This window comes from Akkermansia sp. GGCC_0220, from assembly GCF_017566105.1.
GTDB classification, from domain to species: Bacteria; Verrucomicrobiota; Verrucomicrobiia; order Verrucomicrobiales; family Akkermansiaceae; genus Akkermansia; species Akkermansia massiliensis.
Window position 1 is genome coordinate 13980 of sequence record NZ_JABFCI010000012.1, and the last position, 14573, is coordinate 28552.

14 protein-coding genes are annotated in these 14573 nt (G+C 59.6%); 5 read left to right on the plus strand and 9 right to left on the minus strand.

The genetic code is table 11. The features are described 5' to 3' along the window. Positions 1–18: 18 nt before the first annotated feature. The 9 genes from HJW02_RS09230 to HJW02_RS09270 form a co-directional block, all read right to left on the minus strand. Positions 19–651, minus strand: a complete 633-nt coding sequence (locus HJW02_RS09230) for a hypothetical protein (protein WP_102721081.1) — start codon at positions 649–651, stop codon at positions 19–21. Further along, positions 648–1271 (minus strand): hypothetical protein, encoded by a 624-nt coding sequence (locus tag HJW02_RS09235; protein ID WP_102721080.1) that lies wholly within the window; start codon positions 1269–1271, stop codon positions 648–650. The genes HJW02_RS09230 and HJW02_RS09235 overlap by 4 nt, the downstream gene beginning before the upstream one ends. Before the next feature lie 166 nt (positions 1272–1437). Then, positions 1438–2037, minus strand: a complete 600-nt coding sequence (locus HJW02_RS09240) for a hypothetical protein (RefSeq protein ID WP_146018230.1) — start codon at positions 2035–2037, stop codon at positions 1438–1440. 201 nt (positions 2038–2238) lie between these two features. Continuing rightward, a complete protein-coding gene (locus HJW02_RS09245) occupies positions 2239–2808 on the minus strand; it encodes a hypothetical protein (RefSeq protein WP_146017941.1) in 570 nt (189 codons plus the stop codon). Between the two features lie 236 nt (positions 2809–3044). Continuing rightward, entirely contained in the window at positions 3045–3650 is a 606-nt protein-coding gene (locus tag HJW02_RS09250; RefSeq protein ID WP_156340771.1) for a hypothetical protein, read from the minus strand. 177 nt (positions 3651–3827) lie between these two features. After that, complete coding sequence (locus HJW02_RS09255) at positions 3828–5420, minus strand: FAD-dependent oxidoreductase (protein ID WP_102721076.1); 1593 nt, start codon at positions 5418–5420, stop codon at positions 3828–3830. After that, positions 5417–6472: an agmatine deiminase family protein gene (locus tag HJW02_RS09260; protein ID WP_102721313.1), complete on the minus strand. Its 1056-nt coding sequence runs from the start codon at positions 6470–6472 to the stop codon at positions 5417–5419. The genes HJW02_RS09255 and HJW02_RS09260 overlap by 4 nt, the downstream gene beginning before the upstream one ends. A gap of 14 nt (positions 6473–6486) precedes the next feature. Continuing rightward, positions 6487–6882 carry a Minf_1886 family protein gene (locus tag HJW02_RS09265; RefSeq protein ID WP_022397477.1) on the minus strand — a complete coding sequence of 132 codons (396 nt, stop codon included), beginning with the start codon at positions 6880–6882 and terminating at the stop codon, positions 6487–6489. Between the two features lie 64 nt (positions 6883–6946). After that, on the minus strand, positions 6947–8233 hold the full coding sequence (locus HJW02_RS09270) for a serpin family protein (RefSeq protein ID WP_102721075.1): 1287 nt from the start codon (positions 8231–8233) through the stop codon (positions 6947–6949). Between the two features lie 141 nt (positions 8234–8374). Here HJW02_RS09270 and HJW02_RS09275 point away from each other — a divergent pair, with 141 nt between their 5' ends. The 5 genes from HJW02_RS09275 (at position 8375) to HJW02_RS09295 (ending at position 14573) form a co-directional block, all read left to right on the plus strand. After that, positions 8375–9676: a PDZ domain-containing protein gene (locus tag HJW02_RS09275; RefSeq protein ID WP_146018232.1), complete on the plus strand. Its 1302-nt coding sequence runs from the start codon at positions 8375–8377 to the stop codon at positions 9674–9676. A 35-nt stretch (positions 9677–9711) separates the two neighbouring features. Further along, the gene (locus HJW02_RS09280) at positions 9712–10986 is read left to right on the plus strand and encodes an AI-2E family transporter (RefSeq protein WP_022397480.1); all 1275 of its coding nucleotides are present in this window, start codon (positions 9712–9714) and stop codon (positions 10984–10986) included. Between the two features lie 97 nt (positions 10987–11083). After that, entirely contained in the window at positions 11084–12664 is a 1581-nt protein-coding gene (locus tag HJW02_RS09285) for an arylsulfatase (protein ID WP_102721073.1), read from the plus strand. 19 nt (positions 12665–12683) lie between these two features. After that, on the plus strand, positions 12684–13172 hold the full coding sequence (locus HJW02_RS09290; RefSeq protein ID WP_102721072.1) for a hypothetical protein: 489 nt from the start codon (positions 12684–12686) through the stop codon (positions 13170–13172). Positions 13173–13322: 150 nt separating this feature from the next. Continuing rightward, a complete protein-coding gene (locus tag HJW02_RS09295) occupies positions 13323–14573 on the plus strand; it encodes a ferrous iron transporter B (protein WP_022397483.1) in 1251 nt (416 codons plus the stop codon).

Genomic DNA, 14573 nt, shown 5'->3' on the forward strand with positions numbered 1-14573 from the left:
AAGAGCATCTGTCCATCCTTATTCCACCTTCTCCCCACACTTTTTCTCCGGAGAGACAGCCCCTTCTTTTTCCGGAGGAGGAAGACTGCGTTCCACATCCTCCATCTGCTCCATCAGGGCCGTGATGAGCGCTTCCCGGTCTGTGGCCGCTTTCATCTGCCTTCTGAGCTCCCGGTCCACCTGCTGAAACCTTTCGGAAAGCGGATACCGGGAAACGACGGGAAGCAGCAATTCATTGCATGCATTAACATAAACGCCGTACTCCTGGATCAATTCCTTTCCCGCCAGCTTCTCTTTTTCCATACGCTGAAGAAAGGCCTTGCTCATGGCATCCACCAGCCAAAACACCTTGCGGTAATCCGGGGGGCATTCCTCCACCAGTCTGACGGGAACGGCTATGTACGATTCCAAAAAAGCGCGGTGCACGCCCTCCATCGGCATCCGGTCCAGCAGCGGCGCCCTTTTCTCCAGATACAGCATGCTCCACATCATGAGCCGGATAATGGCGTCCCGGTCCCTGAACAGTTTTTCCTCCGCACTCTGCGCCTCCCGCACGGACGGTTCCTGCGTAAAAGCAACATCCTGCCCCCGCACCATTCCCAGCCAGCATGCCCATGCCAGAACTGCACAGAAAACTACATTCAGCATCATCTTATCAATCCGGTTTCTTCTTCCATTCCTTCATTTTCCCCTGGAATTTTCAGCTTTCCGGCAATCAGGTCGTCCTTCATTCGTTGAAGCGCCTTCATGCGCTCCTCCCTGTTCAATCCTATCACCTTGCTTTCCAGCATCCGGAAAAAAAGAGAACTGCGTTCCCTCAAACGGTATTTTTCCATCATGGGAGCATTCATTTCATTGCATCGGTTGCAATATTCCTTAAAAACCTTGTCGAATTGTTCATCATCCATTTTTTTCGTCTTCATCCTGTCCAGCAGTCTGGCGGATTCTTCCCTGCACGCCTCAAAGGTTTTCCGGTAATCAGGCGGGCACAACTCCAGCATTCGGGGAGGCGGCGCAGAGTTCATGCGAACAATCATGGCGGCCACGATTTCCCGTGTCTCCCGGCCTTTCATTTCCAGCCTTATCATCGTTCCCAGAACGCATCCCAGCATTTCCACCCGGTCAATGGCTTGCTGATACCGTTCCAGGGCCTTCCCTTCCTCCGTCTCCAAATCCACGTTCGCCATGGAAGGCGCCGCCACATCCTGGGACATGGCGGGGAACGCCGTCAGGAATGCAGAAACCACCACCCGCCGGAACAGACTTAACATGAAACCACGTTACAGGAGCCCTTCACATGCGGTCAACATTATTCTCCCTGTCCGCTACTGCGGAAAACCAGACAGGCAGGTCCGCAGCAACCACAGCAAACGCCCTGAAGGCAACGAGGGGCGCAGCCCGGTAAAAACTGCTCTTCCTCCTCTCGCCGCCCAGCTTCTATCCCTCCTGCTTCTGCATGATTTCCGCAGGAATAACCACTTCTCCGGATTCCAGCTTTTCCTTGATTCCTTTAAGACGTTTGAGCATTTCCTTTTTGCCGGCGCCATCCTCCATCTCCAGGGCAGAAATACCCGCCTTCTTCATCATCCAACCCATCACCGGCTGTATCGCCTCCTGCACCATGTATTTTTCCATCAGCAGGCGTACGTCTTCCCACGCACCCATCTCCAAGTCTCCGGGAACGGCTCCAGACTCCTCCATCTTTTTCTCACACGTATCCTTCCATTGCCGTACTGCGCATCTGAAATCTTCCGGACACCGGGCAAGCGCGTTCATGGGAATGAACTCCCAAAAATGTTTTATTCTCTTTTGCAGATCCATTTTCTCCGCAGGATCCTCTTCCAGCATTAAAATCATCTGATTCAAAACCAGTACAACCATAAAACCGCATATGGCGGCACGCTCCTCCTGAATTTTTTTCCCGGTCGCGGAATCCAAATCAACGACAGGCATTCCCGGTGAAGCAATATCCTGAGCACGGGAGAAAAGAGGGAACACCACACATAACAATAAACCAATCAATAAAAAGCGACTCATGCCAGCCATATTCACAGCATACCACGGGACCGTCCGCGGGCAATAAGTTTTCCGCCATTCCGTAGCGGGGCCGCTTCTTTTCCCATTCATGGACCTTCCCGCACAGCCGCCCATACGCCGGATGCCGTGGATTCCGGGCATCCGCCGCAACAGGCTTGCCCTTTCTTCCGGAAAAACGCCGGAGCGGAACAACTACCGGACTTATTCCTCCACCGTCTCCGGCATGACGAGGCGCCCTGAACGGACATGATCGCGAAATTGCTTGAACGCTTGGGCAAACGAGTCCTGGTCCATGTTGCCGCGGGCGTTGACTTCCCGCTCCATCCAGTTCAAGGCCTGGCGGCACATGTCCTCCATGCCGTATTCCGCCAGAAAGGCCAGAACCTCCGGGTCTTCCGGATTAAACGGCTCGGACTGCAAATCCCTTTTTCCGTCCGCCGCCTCTTTCAGAGCCTGAACCCTGGCATTCATCAGCTTTTGGAGCTTTTGCGGGCATTCCTTCAATTCCTGTTCAGGAAAAGCCGCCAGTATCAGGGGATAAAGGTCCTTTTCCTTGAATACCTCGCCCTGGTTTTCCACGACCGGCAGGAGAACGGCTAAATAAAGCAGCACGAAGAATTTGCGGATAGTCGCCTTCTCCGCCGCCAGCTTCTGCCCGGAAGGCGTTTCCAAATCCACATTCGGCATTCCGGGCGCCCCGACATCCTGGGCGGCACCGGACAGCGCAAACAGCACGGGGCACAGCAATAAAAAGTTCAGGGGCATTCTCATGGTTCACTTTTGGACAGCGGGGCTTCCCGATCGTTCGAAATCTGCGGTAATCCCTTGTTCCTTTAATATTTTACGTTTCCGGGACGTCTTCACCGGGAAAACTTAAAACCTCCACGTTGCGGAATGGGAGCCGCGGAAAGCAATCCATCCCTTCCACGGCTTTCCGCACGTTCGCTCCACCAGGGGCAGATTCCGCCACCGGGCAGGAGGTAAAACGGAAGATAACGGCTTTCTTCTCAAACATCTTCCATCACCTCCCCGTCCTCCATTTCCTCAGCCTCGCCAATATTTTCGGGAACCACGACTTTCCCGGCCTCCATCTCCTCTTTCAGTTCACGGATGCGCCGGGCTTTAAACGCGGGGGTGTCACTTTTCCTGAAACCCAGCCTGGAAGTTACCCAGCGTGCAATCCGTTCCTCTTCATCCTTCAAGCCGTACTTGAACAGCAAGGCGGCCACTTCTTCATCCGCCATGTAAGGCCAGACAATATTCTTTTCAAGCCCGTCCAGGAATTCCTGTATCTTGCTCTTTTTTACAACGACCAGTTCCTGAAAATCCGCAGGACAGCGTTTCAGGGCATTTTCCGGGAATTCCTCCAGGATTACCTGATAAAATTCCGTAGCCAGTCCGTTGCCGCCTCTGATTATTACTTCAAAGGAAGGAAGGTTCCGGACAAGGCACAACTGGGCAAGAAAGCTCCGAATTTCTTTACGATTCCTTTCCCGCACCCTTCCTTCCTCCGTATCCCGGTTCAAGTCCGGCACGGCGGGAGGAGCAATATCCTGGGCGGCCGCCATTCCCGATAAACTTAAAACGATCAGAAAACGAACCATCTTACCCATGAAGACACCATACCACAAACATGCATTCCGGCAATACCGTTCCTCCAGCCGCTTCCCTACCGTCTTGCACGCCCCGATCATTTCCGGAACGAAAGGCTGTTTTTACAAGGCCAACGGCGGGGACGCCGGAATTTGCACGGCAAAGCTTGAAAAGGGATTCACGGAGCGCCGCATCCCTCAACGGGACATCTGCCGCGCCATGGCCTCCGCGCAGCGGCGGCCGTCCAGGGCGGCGGAAACAATGCCGCCGGCATACCCGGCCCCTTCCCCGCAGGGATACAGCCCTTCCAGCCCGGGATGCTCCAGCGTGGCGGGGTCCCGCGGAATGCGCACGGGGGAACTGGTGCGCGTCTCGCAGCCGATGAGCTGGGCGGAGGCCCCGGCAAAACCGCGCCATTTATGGTCAAACTGCCGCAGCCCTTCCCGCATGCGCCAGACGATTTCCCCCGGAAGCAGCTCATGCAGAGGGTGGGATGTAATGCCGGGGTGGTAGCTGGTGGGAAGCAGGGAGGAGGAAACGCGCCCGTTCAGGAAATCCTCCACTTTCTGGGCTGGGGCCTTCTGCATGCCTCCGCCGGCGCGGCTGGAAGCGGTCTCCAGCGCCTTCTGGTACGCCACGCCCGCCAGCACGCCGTGCTCCCTGCGGAAGGATTCCGTATCTTCCGGATGCACGCTGACCACAAAGCCGGCGTTGGCAAACGGGGAATCCCGCCGGGCCAGGGACATGCCGTTGACCACCACCTCGTCATTTTCCGTAGCGGCGGGAACAATGAAGCCTCCGGGGCACATGCAGAAGGAGTGGACGCCGCGGTCCCGAATGGTGGTCGTCACGGAATAGCGCGCCGCCGGAAGCTGTTCCGGGCGTTTCCGGTCCGGGCGCAGATGGTACTGGCGGGCATCCACGAACGCCTGGGGATGTTCAATGCGCACGCCCACGGCAAAGGGCTTCTGTTCCAGGGCCAGCCCCTCCGCCAGCATCATGCGGTACACGTCCCGCGCGCTGTGCCCGGTAGCCAGCAGAACGGCGTCCGCCGCAAATTCCCGGCCATCCGCACAGACCGCGCCGCGTATGCGGCGGCCGTCCGCGGAACGGAGCAAATGCTCCACCCGCGCGTTGAAATGGATTTCCCCGCCCGCGCTCAGGATGGATTCCCGGATGGCTTTCACGACGTTGGGCAGCAGGTTGGAGCCGATGTGCGGATGGGCGTCCGTCAGGATTTCCCGCGGCGCGCCGTGGGCCACGAAAATTTCATAAACCTCCCGCACGGGGCCGCGCTTGGTCGCGCGCGTAAACAGCTTGCCGTCCGAGAACGTGCCCGCGCCGCCTTCCCCAAAGCAGTAATTGGAATCCTCCATCACGGTGCCCTGCCGCAGGATGGGGGCCAGGTCAAACCGGCGGGAGGAGACGTCCTTCCCCCGTTCCAGAACCACGGGTTTCATCCCCAGCTCCAGGCAGCGGAGCGCGGCGAACATTCCGGCAGGTCCGAATCCCACAATCAGCGCCACCGGGGCGCCGGGCCTGACGGGAGGATAGTCCCGGGAAAGAGGTTCTTCCGGAGGCAGAGGGCCGTCCACCCCCGCCAGCAGACGGAGCTGGAACAAAATGTTTTTCTGCCGGGAGTCAATGGATTCCTTCACCAGCCGCAATTCCCTGATGCGGGAGGGGGAAATGCCCAGCTTTTCCGCCACGGCGGCGCGGCGCGCGCGGTCGTCGCCGGCCTTCTCCATCGGCAGAATCACATCCACCGTTACGCCTTCCTCTCCGTTCATGGGGCCTCCTTCCTCGGCCCAGGCTGCTGCTGCGTGATGCAGTGGATGGCTCCGCCTTCCAGCACCAGCTTGCGGGCGTCCACGCCGACTACCTGTTTTCCGCTGAAGCATTCCCGCAGAATGCCCAGGGCGCGGTCGTCATTCCGGGGCTGGTTGAACACGGGAACGATGACGGCTTCATTCACGATGAGGAAATTGGCATAACTGGCCGGGAGCTGGTCCAGCCGCCAGTCCTCCGCATGGAGGGGGTCCGGCATCGGGAGGGGAATCACCTCCACGCCGGAACCGTCCACGCCCCTCAAATCCTGCAGGCGTTCATTATTTTCCGCCAGGGCGCGGTAATGGGGGGAGGATGAGTCCGTCTCCACGATGGAGACCACGGCATCCCGGCACACAAAGCGCACCATGTCGTCAATGTGCCCGTCCGTATCATCCCCCTCAATGCCGGAACCGAGCCAGAAAATGGACCTGGCGCCCAGCATGCGCCGCAATTCCTCCTCAATCATGGCGCGGCTCCATTCCGGGTTGCGGTTGGGATTCAGCAGCACGGATTCCGTCGTCACCAGCAGGCCGTCCCCGTTGCCTTCAATCGCGCCCCCTTCCAGAACCATGGAGGAGCTGCGCACGGGAAGCCCCAGGGAAGCGCCGATCAGGGAGGGAATGCCGTTGTCCAGGTCCCACGGAGCAAATTTGCCGCCCCAGGCGTTAAATTGCCAGTCCGCCAGCATCAGGGAGCCGTCCTCCACGTCCTGCACGAAGACGGGGCCGTGGTCCCGGCACCAGACATCGTTGGCCGGATGGTTGAACAGGCGGTACTGGTCCTCCCGCACCCCGGCGGCCTGCATCGCCTGCCTGATGCCCGGATGAAGGGGTTCCGCGGCATTCACGCACACGCGGGCATGCGGGGCAATGGCGGCGGCTACGCGCCCGTAGGTCTGCTGCAATTCATCCAGGCCGCCCTGCCACAAATCCCTGCGGTGGGGCCAGGAGAGCCAGACGGCGTCCTGCGGTTCCCATTCAGCGGGCCAGCGTACATCGGGTTCCTTGCTCATGGCGGTACGGGGGGTCAACTGGGCTGCTCCTGGAATTCGTAAGGCTCTTCAAAGGCCTTGCGGAAACTCATGAACCCCTTGAAATCGTCCAGGGAATCCTCCGGCTGCTTGGAAAACACATCCTCCTCAATCAGCAGGAAAACCATCTCTCCCACATTTTTCCCGTTTCTCAGCCCCCATTCCTTTAATACGGTGGAGGCCATGGGGCCGAACTGGGCGAGGGCGTAATCCCGGAAGCCTTCCAGCAATTCCTGCCCGCTGACATGCCGCTGGGAGCCGTTTTCCTGCTCTTCAATGCGCTGCATGGTGAAATCCAGCGCATCTTTCAGAAAGGAATACGCCCGTTCCGCAAAACGGGGATCCTTCCGCACAATGCGGCTCACGGCATCTTCAAACGTAGGGGTGGTCATAACGGCTCACCCCTACCCTATACGGGCCCCTGTGAAAATCAAGATTTTTGGGAGCGCGCAAACTTCACGGCTTTCCTTCCTTTTTCCCGCATTCCGGCCCTTCATAAGTTCCCATGAACAGCACGGCCCGGTCCTCCGGGCTGTAAATGAGCCACAGGAAAGGACGGTTGAATTCGATCTCCGGCCCCCTGCCGCGGGGAGGAGCGCCGGCAAATGGATCCATCTCTCCGGCAGTGGAAGCGAACGCATCCAGCCCTTCCTCCCGCACTCTGACCGCGCATTTCTGGTACACGCCATGGATTTTCAACGGCTCCGGCGCGCAGCTCCCCATCCGTGAAAAATCGGCGCGGCCGGTAAACGCGTCCTCCATTCCCAGCGCCTCCAGGGCCTTTTTCAGGGAAAGCGTGGGGGAAGACTGGGAGAAACGCGGCAGCCGCAGATGGTATCTGGAATATTGCTCCAGGGGCTTTCCGCCGGGCTTCCGCGTTTCTTCCGCGGCATCCCGGGCGGACAGGGAGGACAGGATGCCGTTCCATTCCTCTGCGGTCATCCCGTCAATGAATTGCTTCATCTTCCTCCCCTCCGGAGGAAGAACGGCCATGAAAACGGGCGCGCCCTTCCCTCCCGTAAAGAACAGGCTTGCCCCCCGCACGCCGTCCTTTTCATAATACATTCCTCCCTGCCGGGGCCATGACCTCCCCTCCGTGAATACCTGCTGCTTCATCATGGGCACCTGGCAGGCAGCGCCGTCCTCCCGGACAAAGGTCCGCGGCGCGGTGTCCCGCCCTTCAAATTTACTGTCCCAGAACGCTCTCAAATACATGGCGTTCACCAGCACAAGCACCGTCCGGTCACTCATCCGCTGCGGATTCAGAAGATTCCTGATGCGGTTTCCCGTATTCGTTGCCGCCCAGGCGTTCACCTGCCGCACGGCTTCCGCCATGTTTTCCCGGAAGGGCGCCTGAGCCACGGCATCCGGCCCCACGGCCTTTTTATAGGCGTCTTTCAACTCCACGGACCGGTCTGCAAAAATGCGGTTGGCGGAATAACAGCGCAGCGAGCGCGAAAAATCACCAGACAGAAAAGTCCAGTCCCTCCTGATTTTTCTGTCTCCGGGCAATACGGCCGCCATCTGCTTCTCCGTTTCCCCCGCCGCTCCCGGAAGCATGTAACGGAGAACTTCATACAGGGAAAAAGGGGAAATCATGACACTGCCGCCGCTTTTCTCCATGCATGCCCGGAACAGGCACAGCTCCGGAGGAGCGGAAACACCGGGAGACGGAGCAGGCGGAATATCCGCCCATGACACGGAGCCCAGAAGAAACACATATGCCAAAGTCCTGAATATCATGCTTCTACCTTATCAGATAGATACATCGTGGCAAGTTTTACGGACTGATGCCGCCAAAAAGATCCATAAGCAGGAAGGAAACCTTGCCAGCCTCTGGTCCGTTTGTTATGAATGGAATGCTTTATGTTTCGTTCCTCCATCATGCTTCTGGCAACCATGCTGTGCGTTTCCTGCGTATCGCACCGGCCTATCCAGGACAGCAGTTCTCCGCCCATTGACGCGGCCAACCCGCTGGACGGCACCCCCGTGGCCCTGGCGTGGAGCTCCGGAACGCAATTGATGATGGGGGTGGACACGGGAGCGGTCCAGACGTCCCTGCTTTTCTCCCCCGCGGTGGAATCCATCGGCGCCCGCCTGCGCGGCAGGGGCGCCATGCGCACGGCCAATGTGCCCGTTTCCCTGAAGGATGACGGAGAACCCATTTCCCGGAAGCAGGACGTGGTGATGGTGGACCAGGCGCCGTATGACGGACTGCTGGGCTGGGAGTGCATCCGGAAGTACGTGTGGAACATCAACTATCCCAAACGCTCCCACCGCTTTTTCAACAAACTGCCCTCCAAAATACGGAGCTGGCACAAGCTTTCCCTGATACCCGGTTCCGACTACCCGCAGATTGCGGACAAGCACGGCCGGCGCATCATTCTGGATACGGGCGCGCCCCATGCCGTCTACATCTCCAAGAAACGCTGGAACGCCATCAAGCAGGCCTACCCGGACGCGTTCGTCAGCGTTTATTCCGGCTACAGCCCCGCCGCGGGCGGCTTTTACGCCCATGAATGCATGCACGTGAGCTCCTTCCAGCTCGGCCCCCTGGAATTGAAGAACATCCTGCTCTGCGAAAGCTTCGCCAATCCGGAAGTGATGGGCATTCCCGACGACATCGACATCATCCTGGGCTACGGCGCGCTGGCCGCGCGCCAGTTCTGGCTGGACGGCCCGGGGAACGCCCTTTATTTCAGCTCCACCAGCCACCGGATGCCCGCGCCCTCCTCCTTCAACCTGATGGGGGGCACCTTCATCCAGGACCGCAACGGGAACGGCCCCATGAAGGCTTACGTGGCCGAATGGTCGCCCGCGTGGGACGCCGGCCTCAGAACGGGGGACGTGCTCGTTTCCATCAATGGGAGAAAGAATCCGTATCCGGACCTCGTAGAATATGTCACCACCCAGCGGGGGGCACAGGCAAGCGTTGTGGTCCAGCGCAGGAACAGACTGGTGCGCATTCACTGGGAAGTTCCGGCCGCGCCCCCTGCCGGGGATTATTACCCCACGCCCCAGGCCATTACGGAGCAGGAGTTCGAAAACCACGTCAAGCAGCAGGAGGAAAAGGAACAGCCCCAGGATGCCGCGGGAGACCAGCAGCCCGCGCCCGCCGCGACGGAAACTCCGGAGGAGGCCGCCCCCGCGCCTGACGGGAAAACGGACAAGACCCCCGCGGCCTGAGCCAGCCCCTATCCAGCCATCTCTCTACCACCGGCATGAACGACGCACAGCAACAGGATTCACAGGAAGCCGCCGGCGACTGCCGCATTCCCTCACCCTTCCAGAAAAAGACCTGCTGGTACGCCCTGACGGGCGTCGCCATCCTGGTGATGCTGTGCATCGCGGCCTTCGTCATCTTTGAAGTGGTGAAACTCCTGGGCTTTCTGGAACCGGTGCTCCTGCCCATCCTGATTGCCGCCGTGGTGGCCTACCTGCTGGAACCCATCGTCTCCTGGCTGGTGCACTTCAGATTCTCCCGCCCCTGGGCCGTGGTCACGGTCATGTTCGCGGCTCTGGCCGTCCTGGTGGGCTTCGGCGCCACTATCCTCCCTCCCCTGATCCGGCAGACGGATGAGCTGATCGACAACCGGATGGAGCTCTGGGACAAGACCTCCGAGCTGATTGACTCCACCATTGAAATTCCCTTCATCTCCCGCACCATTGACAGCGTTTACAGCACCAGCCTGCGGGAACTGAATACCGGCCATTATACGGACGCGGAGGTCCACGACCTGAGAAACGCCCGGACCGCCCGGGAAAAACTGGGGGCGTACATGACCATCAATTCCTCCTTTTACCAGGACAAGCTGATGAGCTGGCTCACTTCCGGCGGAAGGGCCCTTTACAGCACCATAGGCATCATGGTGAGCATCCTGATCACGCCCATTTTCGCCTTTTATTTTCTGCTGGAAGCGGATAAGATCAGGGAGAAATGGCCCAGCATCCTGCCGCTGAAGGCCTCCAAATTCAGAAAGGACGTGGTGGACACCATGGAGGAAATCAACGGATACCTGATTTCCTTCTTCCGCGGCCAGATGCTGGTGAGCATCATTGAAGGCATCCTGATCGCCATCTGCCTGAAACTGCTCGGCCTGCCGTACGCCGTCACCATCGGCGCGGCGGTCTGCGTGCTGGGCATCGTGCCCTACCTGGGCATCATCACCGCCTTCATTCCCGCGGTCCTGCTGGCCTGGTTTACGTGGGGGGACTTCCAGCACGTGCTGATCGTTTCCGGCATCTTCCTGGCCGTCAACCAGTTTGACGGATGGGTCATCCAGCCGAAAATCGTGGGGGATTCCGTGGAGCTTCATCCGCTCACGGTCATGTTCTCCGTGCTGATCTGGACGCTTATCCTGGGCGGCCTGATCGGCGCGCTGCTGGCCGTCCCGCTGACGGCCGCCATCAAGGTTCTCTACAAGCGTTACATCTGGCAGAATGCCAGCATGCGCCCCATGACGGAGCCCCTGCCGCCGCCGGAGGAGCCTCATTAAAAGCGCCAGCCAAGACCGCGCGGCCCTTCCCCGGCAGAATCCCGGCATTTTTCCAACCATCTTTTGATCAACCGCAACACCACACACACCTGACAACATGAACAAACCCGCATTACACCTGATGCTTGCCCTGGCGGCGGCAGCGGCCTGCCCGGCCGCCACCACGCCCCAGGTCAAGCCGCCCAAAGCCATCGTCATGATTTACGCTGACGACCTCGGCTATGGAGACGTAGGCTGTTATGGAGCCAAGGGGATTCCCACCCCTTCCATTGACAAGCTTGCCAAGCAGGGCGTCCGCTTTACGGACGCCTATTCCACCACCTCCGTCTGCACTCCCTCCCGCTATGCCCTGTTCACCGGGGAATATCCCTGGCGCAAGGAAGGCACGGGCATTCTGCCGGGGGACGCCGCCCTGATTATTGACACCAAGAAGCCCACGCTGCCCAAGATGCTTCAATCCCACGGCTATAAAACCTACATGGTGGGCAAGTGGCACCTGGGCCTGGGGGAAAAGGGAAAGAAGATTGACTGGAACAAGCACATCGCCCCCAGCCCTAACGAAATCGGCTTTGATGAAAGCTTCATCTTCGCCGCCACGGGCGACCGCGTTCCCTGCGTGATTCTGGAAAACGGCAACGTCCGCAACCTGGACCCGAACGACCCCATTGAAGTGTCCTACCAGCACAACTTCCCCGGTCTTCCGAACGGGAAGGACAACAAGGACCAGCTCAAACTCATGTGGAGCCACGGGCACAACCAAGCCATCATCAACGGCATCGGCCGCATCGGCTTCATGAAGGGCGGCAAGAGCGCCCTGTGGAAGGATGAGGAAAACGCGGATGTGATCACGAACAAGGCCATTGAATACATCCAGAAGAGCGCCAAGGCCAAGGAACCGTTCTTCCTGATGTTCGCCACGCATGATATCCACGTGCCGCGCTGCCCGGAAAAACGCTTTGTGGGCAAGAGCCAGCATGGCGTGCGGGGAGACGTGACCGTGGAACTGGACGACTGCGTCCGCCGCATCACGGAAGCCCTGAAAAAAGCCGGACTGGAAAAGGACACCCTGGTGATCTTCTCCAGCGACAACGGCCCCGTGCTGGACGACGGCTACAAGGATTTTGCCGTCCGGGACAACGCCACCCACTCCCCGGCAGGCCCCTTCCGCGCCGGCAAATACAGCATTCTGGAAGGTGGCTCCCGCATTCCGTTCATCGTCAAATGGCCCGGAGTAGTCAAACCCGGAGCGACGAGCAAGGCCCTGTTCAACCAAATGGACCTGGCCGCCTCCCTGGAGCAGCTCCTGGAGCCCGGCAAGGCCAATTCCTTCCGGGACTCTGAAAACGTGATTCCCGCCCTCCTGGGCAAATCCGCCAAGGGACGCGACTACCACGTCATCAACAGCACCGGCAAGGCTCTGGCCATCCGCCACGGCAAGTGGAAGTTCATTCCCGCCGGCGTAGCCATCCGCGACGGGATCAACGGACTGGGAGCGAAAATGACCAAGTCCCCGGAAGGCGGCAGCCTGTTCGACCTGGAAAAGGACCCGAAGGAACTCAACAACGTAGCAGCCCAGCATCCGGACATCTGCGAGCAGATGAAAGCCAAGCTCCAGGAAATCCGCCAAAGGCCGGAAACCAAGGCCGACCGGGCGGACCTCCTTCCGCTGGACGACTAACACCCATTCAGCCTGAATCATGAGAGAATCCGCCACATGCTCCCTGTGCGGGCACGGGTATACCTACCCGGCCGGGCTGGATGAAAAAGCCGGCATGCACTGCACGGCGTGCGGCGTCCTGATTCACGTTAAAACGGGGCTTCCCTTTGGGGAAGCCCCCTCTTCCCCCTCCGGGCAGAAACCGGAAAACGCCGTAAAAACACCGGCATCCCTGCCCCCCGTCAAGAAAAAGCAGCCGGCTTCTTCCGGACGGGACGCGGATGGGCGCGACCCCAGGGAAGCAAGCCGCTCCCGGCTCACTGCCGCTGGCTCCGGCACTGCCGTCCCCGCCGTGTCCTGGCTGGCATGGGGCCTGGCCCTGATTGCACTGGTCATGGCTTTCATCTTCCCCTCTTACGGGAACGACTCCACGGACCCGCTATATATGCTCCAGCGCCTGCCCTCCATGGTCTTCGGCTGCACGGCGGCCATTCTGTTCATTCAGGGGCTTGCGGCCATGCGCCGCTAGCAGAAGCCGGGCTTCCGCAGTTCCCTGGGAAACAATCCGGAACAGGCACCGGCTCAAAGCCGGCCAAACGGCCCGGCCGCCTTCCCGCAAATCCGGGATTTTAAGCTTGCCTGTCAAATTCACAGGTTCTAAGTTACTCCCCGGTAATTTATGGAACGGGAGGCAGAGGCGCAGGACAACAGGTGGAGAACCAGGCTGGACGCCGTCCTGATGCACAGGATATGGGGTTCCCTTATCTTCCTGTGCATCGTTTACATCATTTTCTTCCTGAGCTTCGCCATCGGCGACCCTCTGGTCAGGCTCATCCAGACAGGCACGCAGATGTTCAGCATCTGGGCCTGCCGCATGCTGGAACCGTGGCCCCGCCTGCAATCCCTGCTGGGGGAAGGCGTGGTGGGCGGCGTAGGCGGCGTGCTGGCCTTTCTTCCCAACGTGGTGCTGCTCTTCGGAGCCATCACCCTGCTGGAAAACAGCGGATATATGATGCGGGTCTCCCGCCTCATGAGCCGCATCATGAAAATCATGGGCCTGAACGGCAGCAGCTTTGCACCCCTCCTGCTGGGCTTCGGCTGCTCGGTTCCCGCCATCCTGTCCACCCGGAGGATTGAAGCGCGCAACGACCGCCTGGTCACCATCGCCGTCCTGCCCATGATGAGCTGCGCGGGTCGCCTGCCGATTTACATGATGTTCGTCTCCGCCCTGTTTCCCTCCCGCCTGCAGGCCACCGTATTGTTCGGGATTTACGCCAGCGGCGTCCTTCTGGCCCTGTGCTGCGCCCGGCTCCTGAAAAACACGCTCTTCAAGACCGCCCAGAGGGACTCTCTCCACCACATGAAGCGCCTGCGCCTCCCCTCCCTGCGGAAGGTGGGCGCCCTGATGTGGTCGCGGGCCTTCATGTACGTCCGGAAGGCGGGAACCTTCATTCTGGGGGCCTCCATCATCCTGTGGTTCCTGAACACCTACCCCAGGCCGGAGGAAGGAACCGCGCCGAATGCGGCAGCGGCCATGGAACATTCCTACGCCGGACAAATAGGCCACTGGATGGAACCCGTCACGCAAGTGGCCGGATTTGACTGGAAGATCAATTCCGCTCTTCTGGGCGCTTTTGCGGCCAAGGAAATCTTCGTCACCCAGATGGGCATTCTCTATGCGGTGCAGGACGGGGACTCCGGCCCGGCAGCCCAGCAGACCCTGAACGCCCGCCTTAAAGCCAGCTACACCCCCCTCCAGGGCATCAGCATCATGATGTTCTGCCTGATCGCCCTCCCCTGCATCGGCACCGTCACCGTCGCCAAACGGGAAGCTGGCACCTGGTGGTTTGCTCTGGCGCAATTCGGTGGATTGACCCTGCTGGGGTTTCTGACAGCTACGCTGGTGTACCAGACAGGACTGTTCCTGTAA

Excerpts from the sequence above, each read along its gene's own strand:
- HJW02_RS09230 (WP_102721081.1), bottom strand. The coding sequence starts at position 651 with ATGATGCTGAATGTAGTTTTCTGTGCAGTTCTGGCATGGGCATGCTGG.
- HJW02_RS09235 (WP_102721080.1), bottom strand. The coding sequence starts at position 1,271 with ATGTTAAGTCTGTTCCGGCGGGTGGTGGTTTCTGCATTCCTGACGGCG.
- HJW02_RS09240 (WP_146018230.1), bottom strand. The coding sequence starts at position 2,037 with ATGAGTCGCTTTTTATTGATTGGTTTATTGTTATGTGTGGTGTTCCCT.
- HJW02_RS09245 (WP_146017941.1), bottom strand. The coding sequence starts at position 2,808 with ATGAGAATGCCCCTGAACTTTTTATTGCTGTGCCCCGTGCTGTTTGCG.
- HJW02_RS09250 (WP_156340771.1), bottom strand. The coding sequence starts at position 3,650 with ATGGGTAAGATGGTTCGTTTTCTGATCGTTTTAAGTTTATCGGGAATG.
- HJW02_RS09255 (WP_102721076.1), bottom strand. The coding sequence starts at position 5,420 with ATGAACGGAGAGGAAGGCGTAACGGTGGATGTGATTCTGCCGATGGAG.
- HJW02_RS09260 (WP_102721313.1), bottom strand. The coding sequence starts at position 6,472 with ATGAGCAAGGAACCCGATGTACGCTGGCCCGCTGAATGGGAACCGCAG.
- HJW02_RS09265 (WP_022397477.1), bottom strand. The coding sequence starts at position 6,882 with ATGACCACCCCTACGTTTGAAGATGCCGTGAGCCGCATTGTGCGGAAG.
- HJW02_RS09270 (WP_102721075.1), bottom strand. The coding sequence starts at position 8,233 with ATGATATTCAGGACTTTGGCATATGTGTTTCTTCTGGGCTCCGTGTCA.
- HJW02_RS09275 (WP_146018232.1), top strand. The coding sequence starts at position 8,375 with ATGCTTCTGGCAACCATGCTGTGCGTTTCCTGCGTATCGCACCGGCCT.
- HJW02_RS09280 (WP_022397480.1), top strand. The coding sequence starts at position 9,712 with ATGAACGACGCACAGCAACAGGATTCACAGGAAGCCGCCGGCGACTGC.
- HJW02_RS09285 (WP_102721073.1), top strand. The coding sequence starts at position 11,084 with ATGAACAAACCCGCATTACACCTGATGCTTGCCCTGGCGGCGGCAGCG.
- HJW02_RS09290 (WP_102721072.1), top strand. The coding sequence starts at position 12,684 with ATGAGAGAATCCGCCACATGCTCCCTGTGCGGGCACGGGTATACCTAC.
- HJW02_RS09295 (WP_022397483.1), top strand. The coding sequence starts at position 13,323 with ATGGAACGGGAGGCAGAGGCGCAGGACAACAGGTGGAGAACCAGGCTG.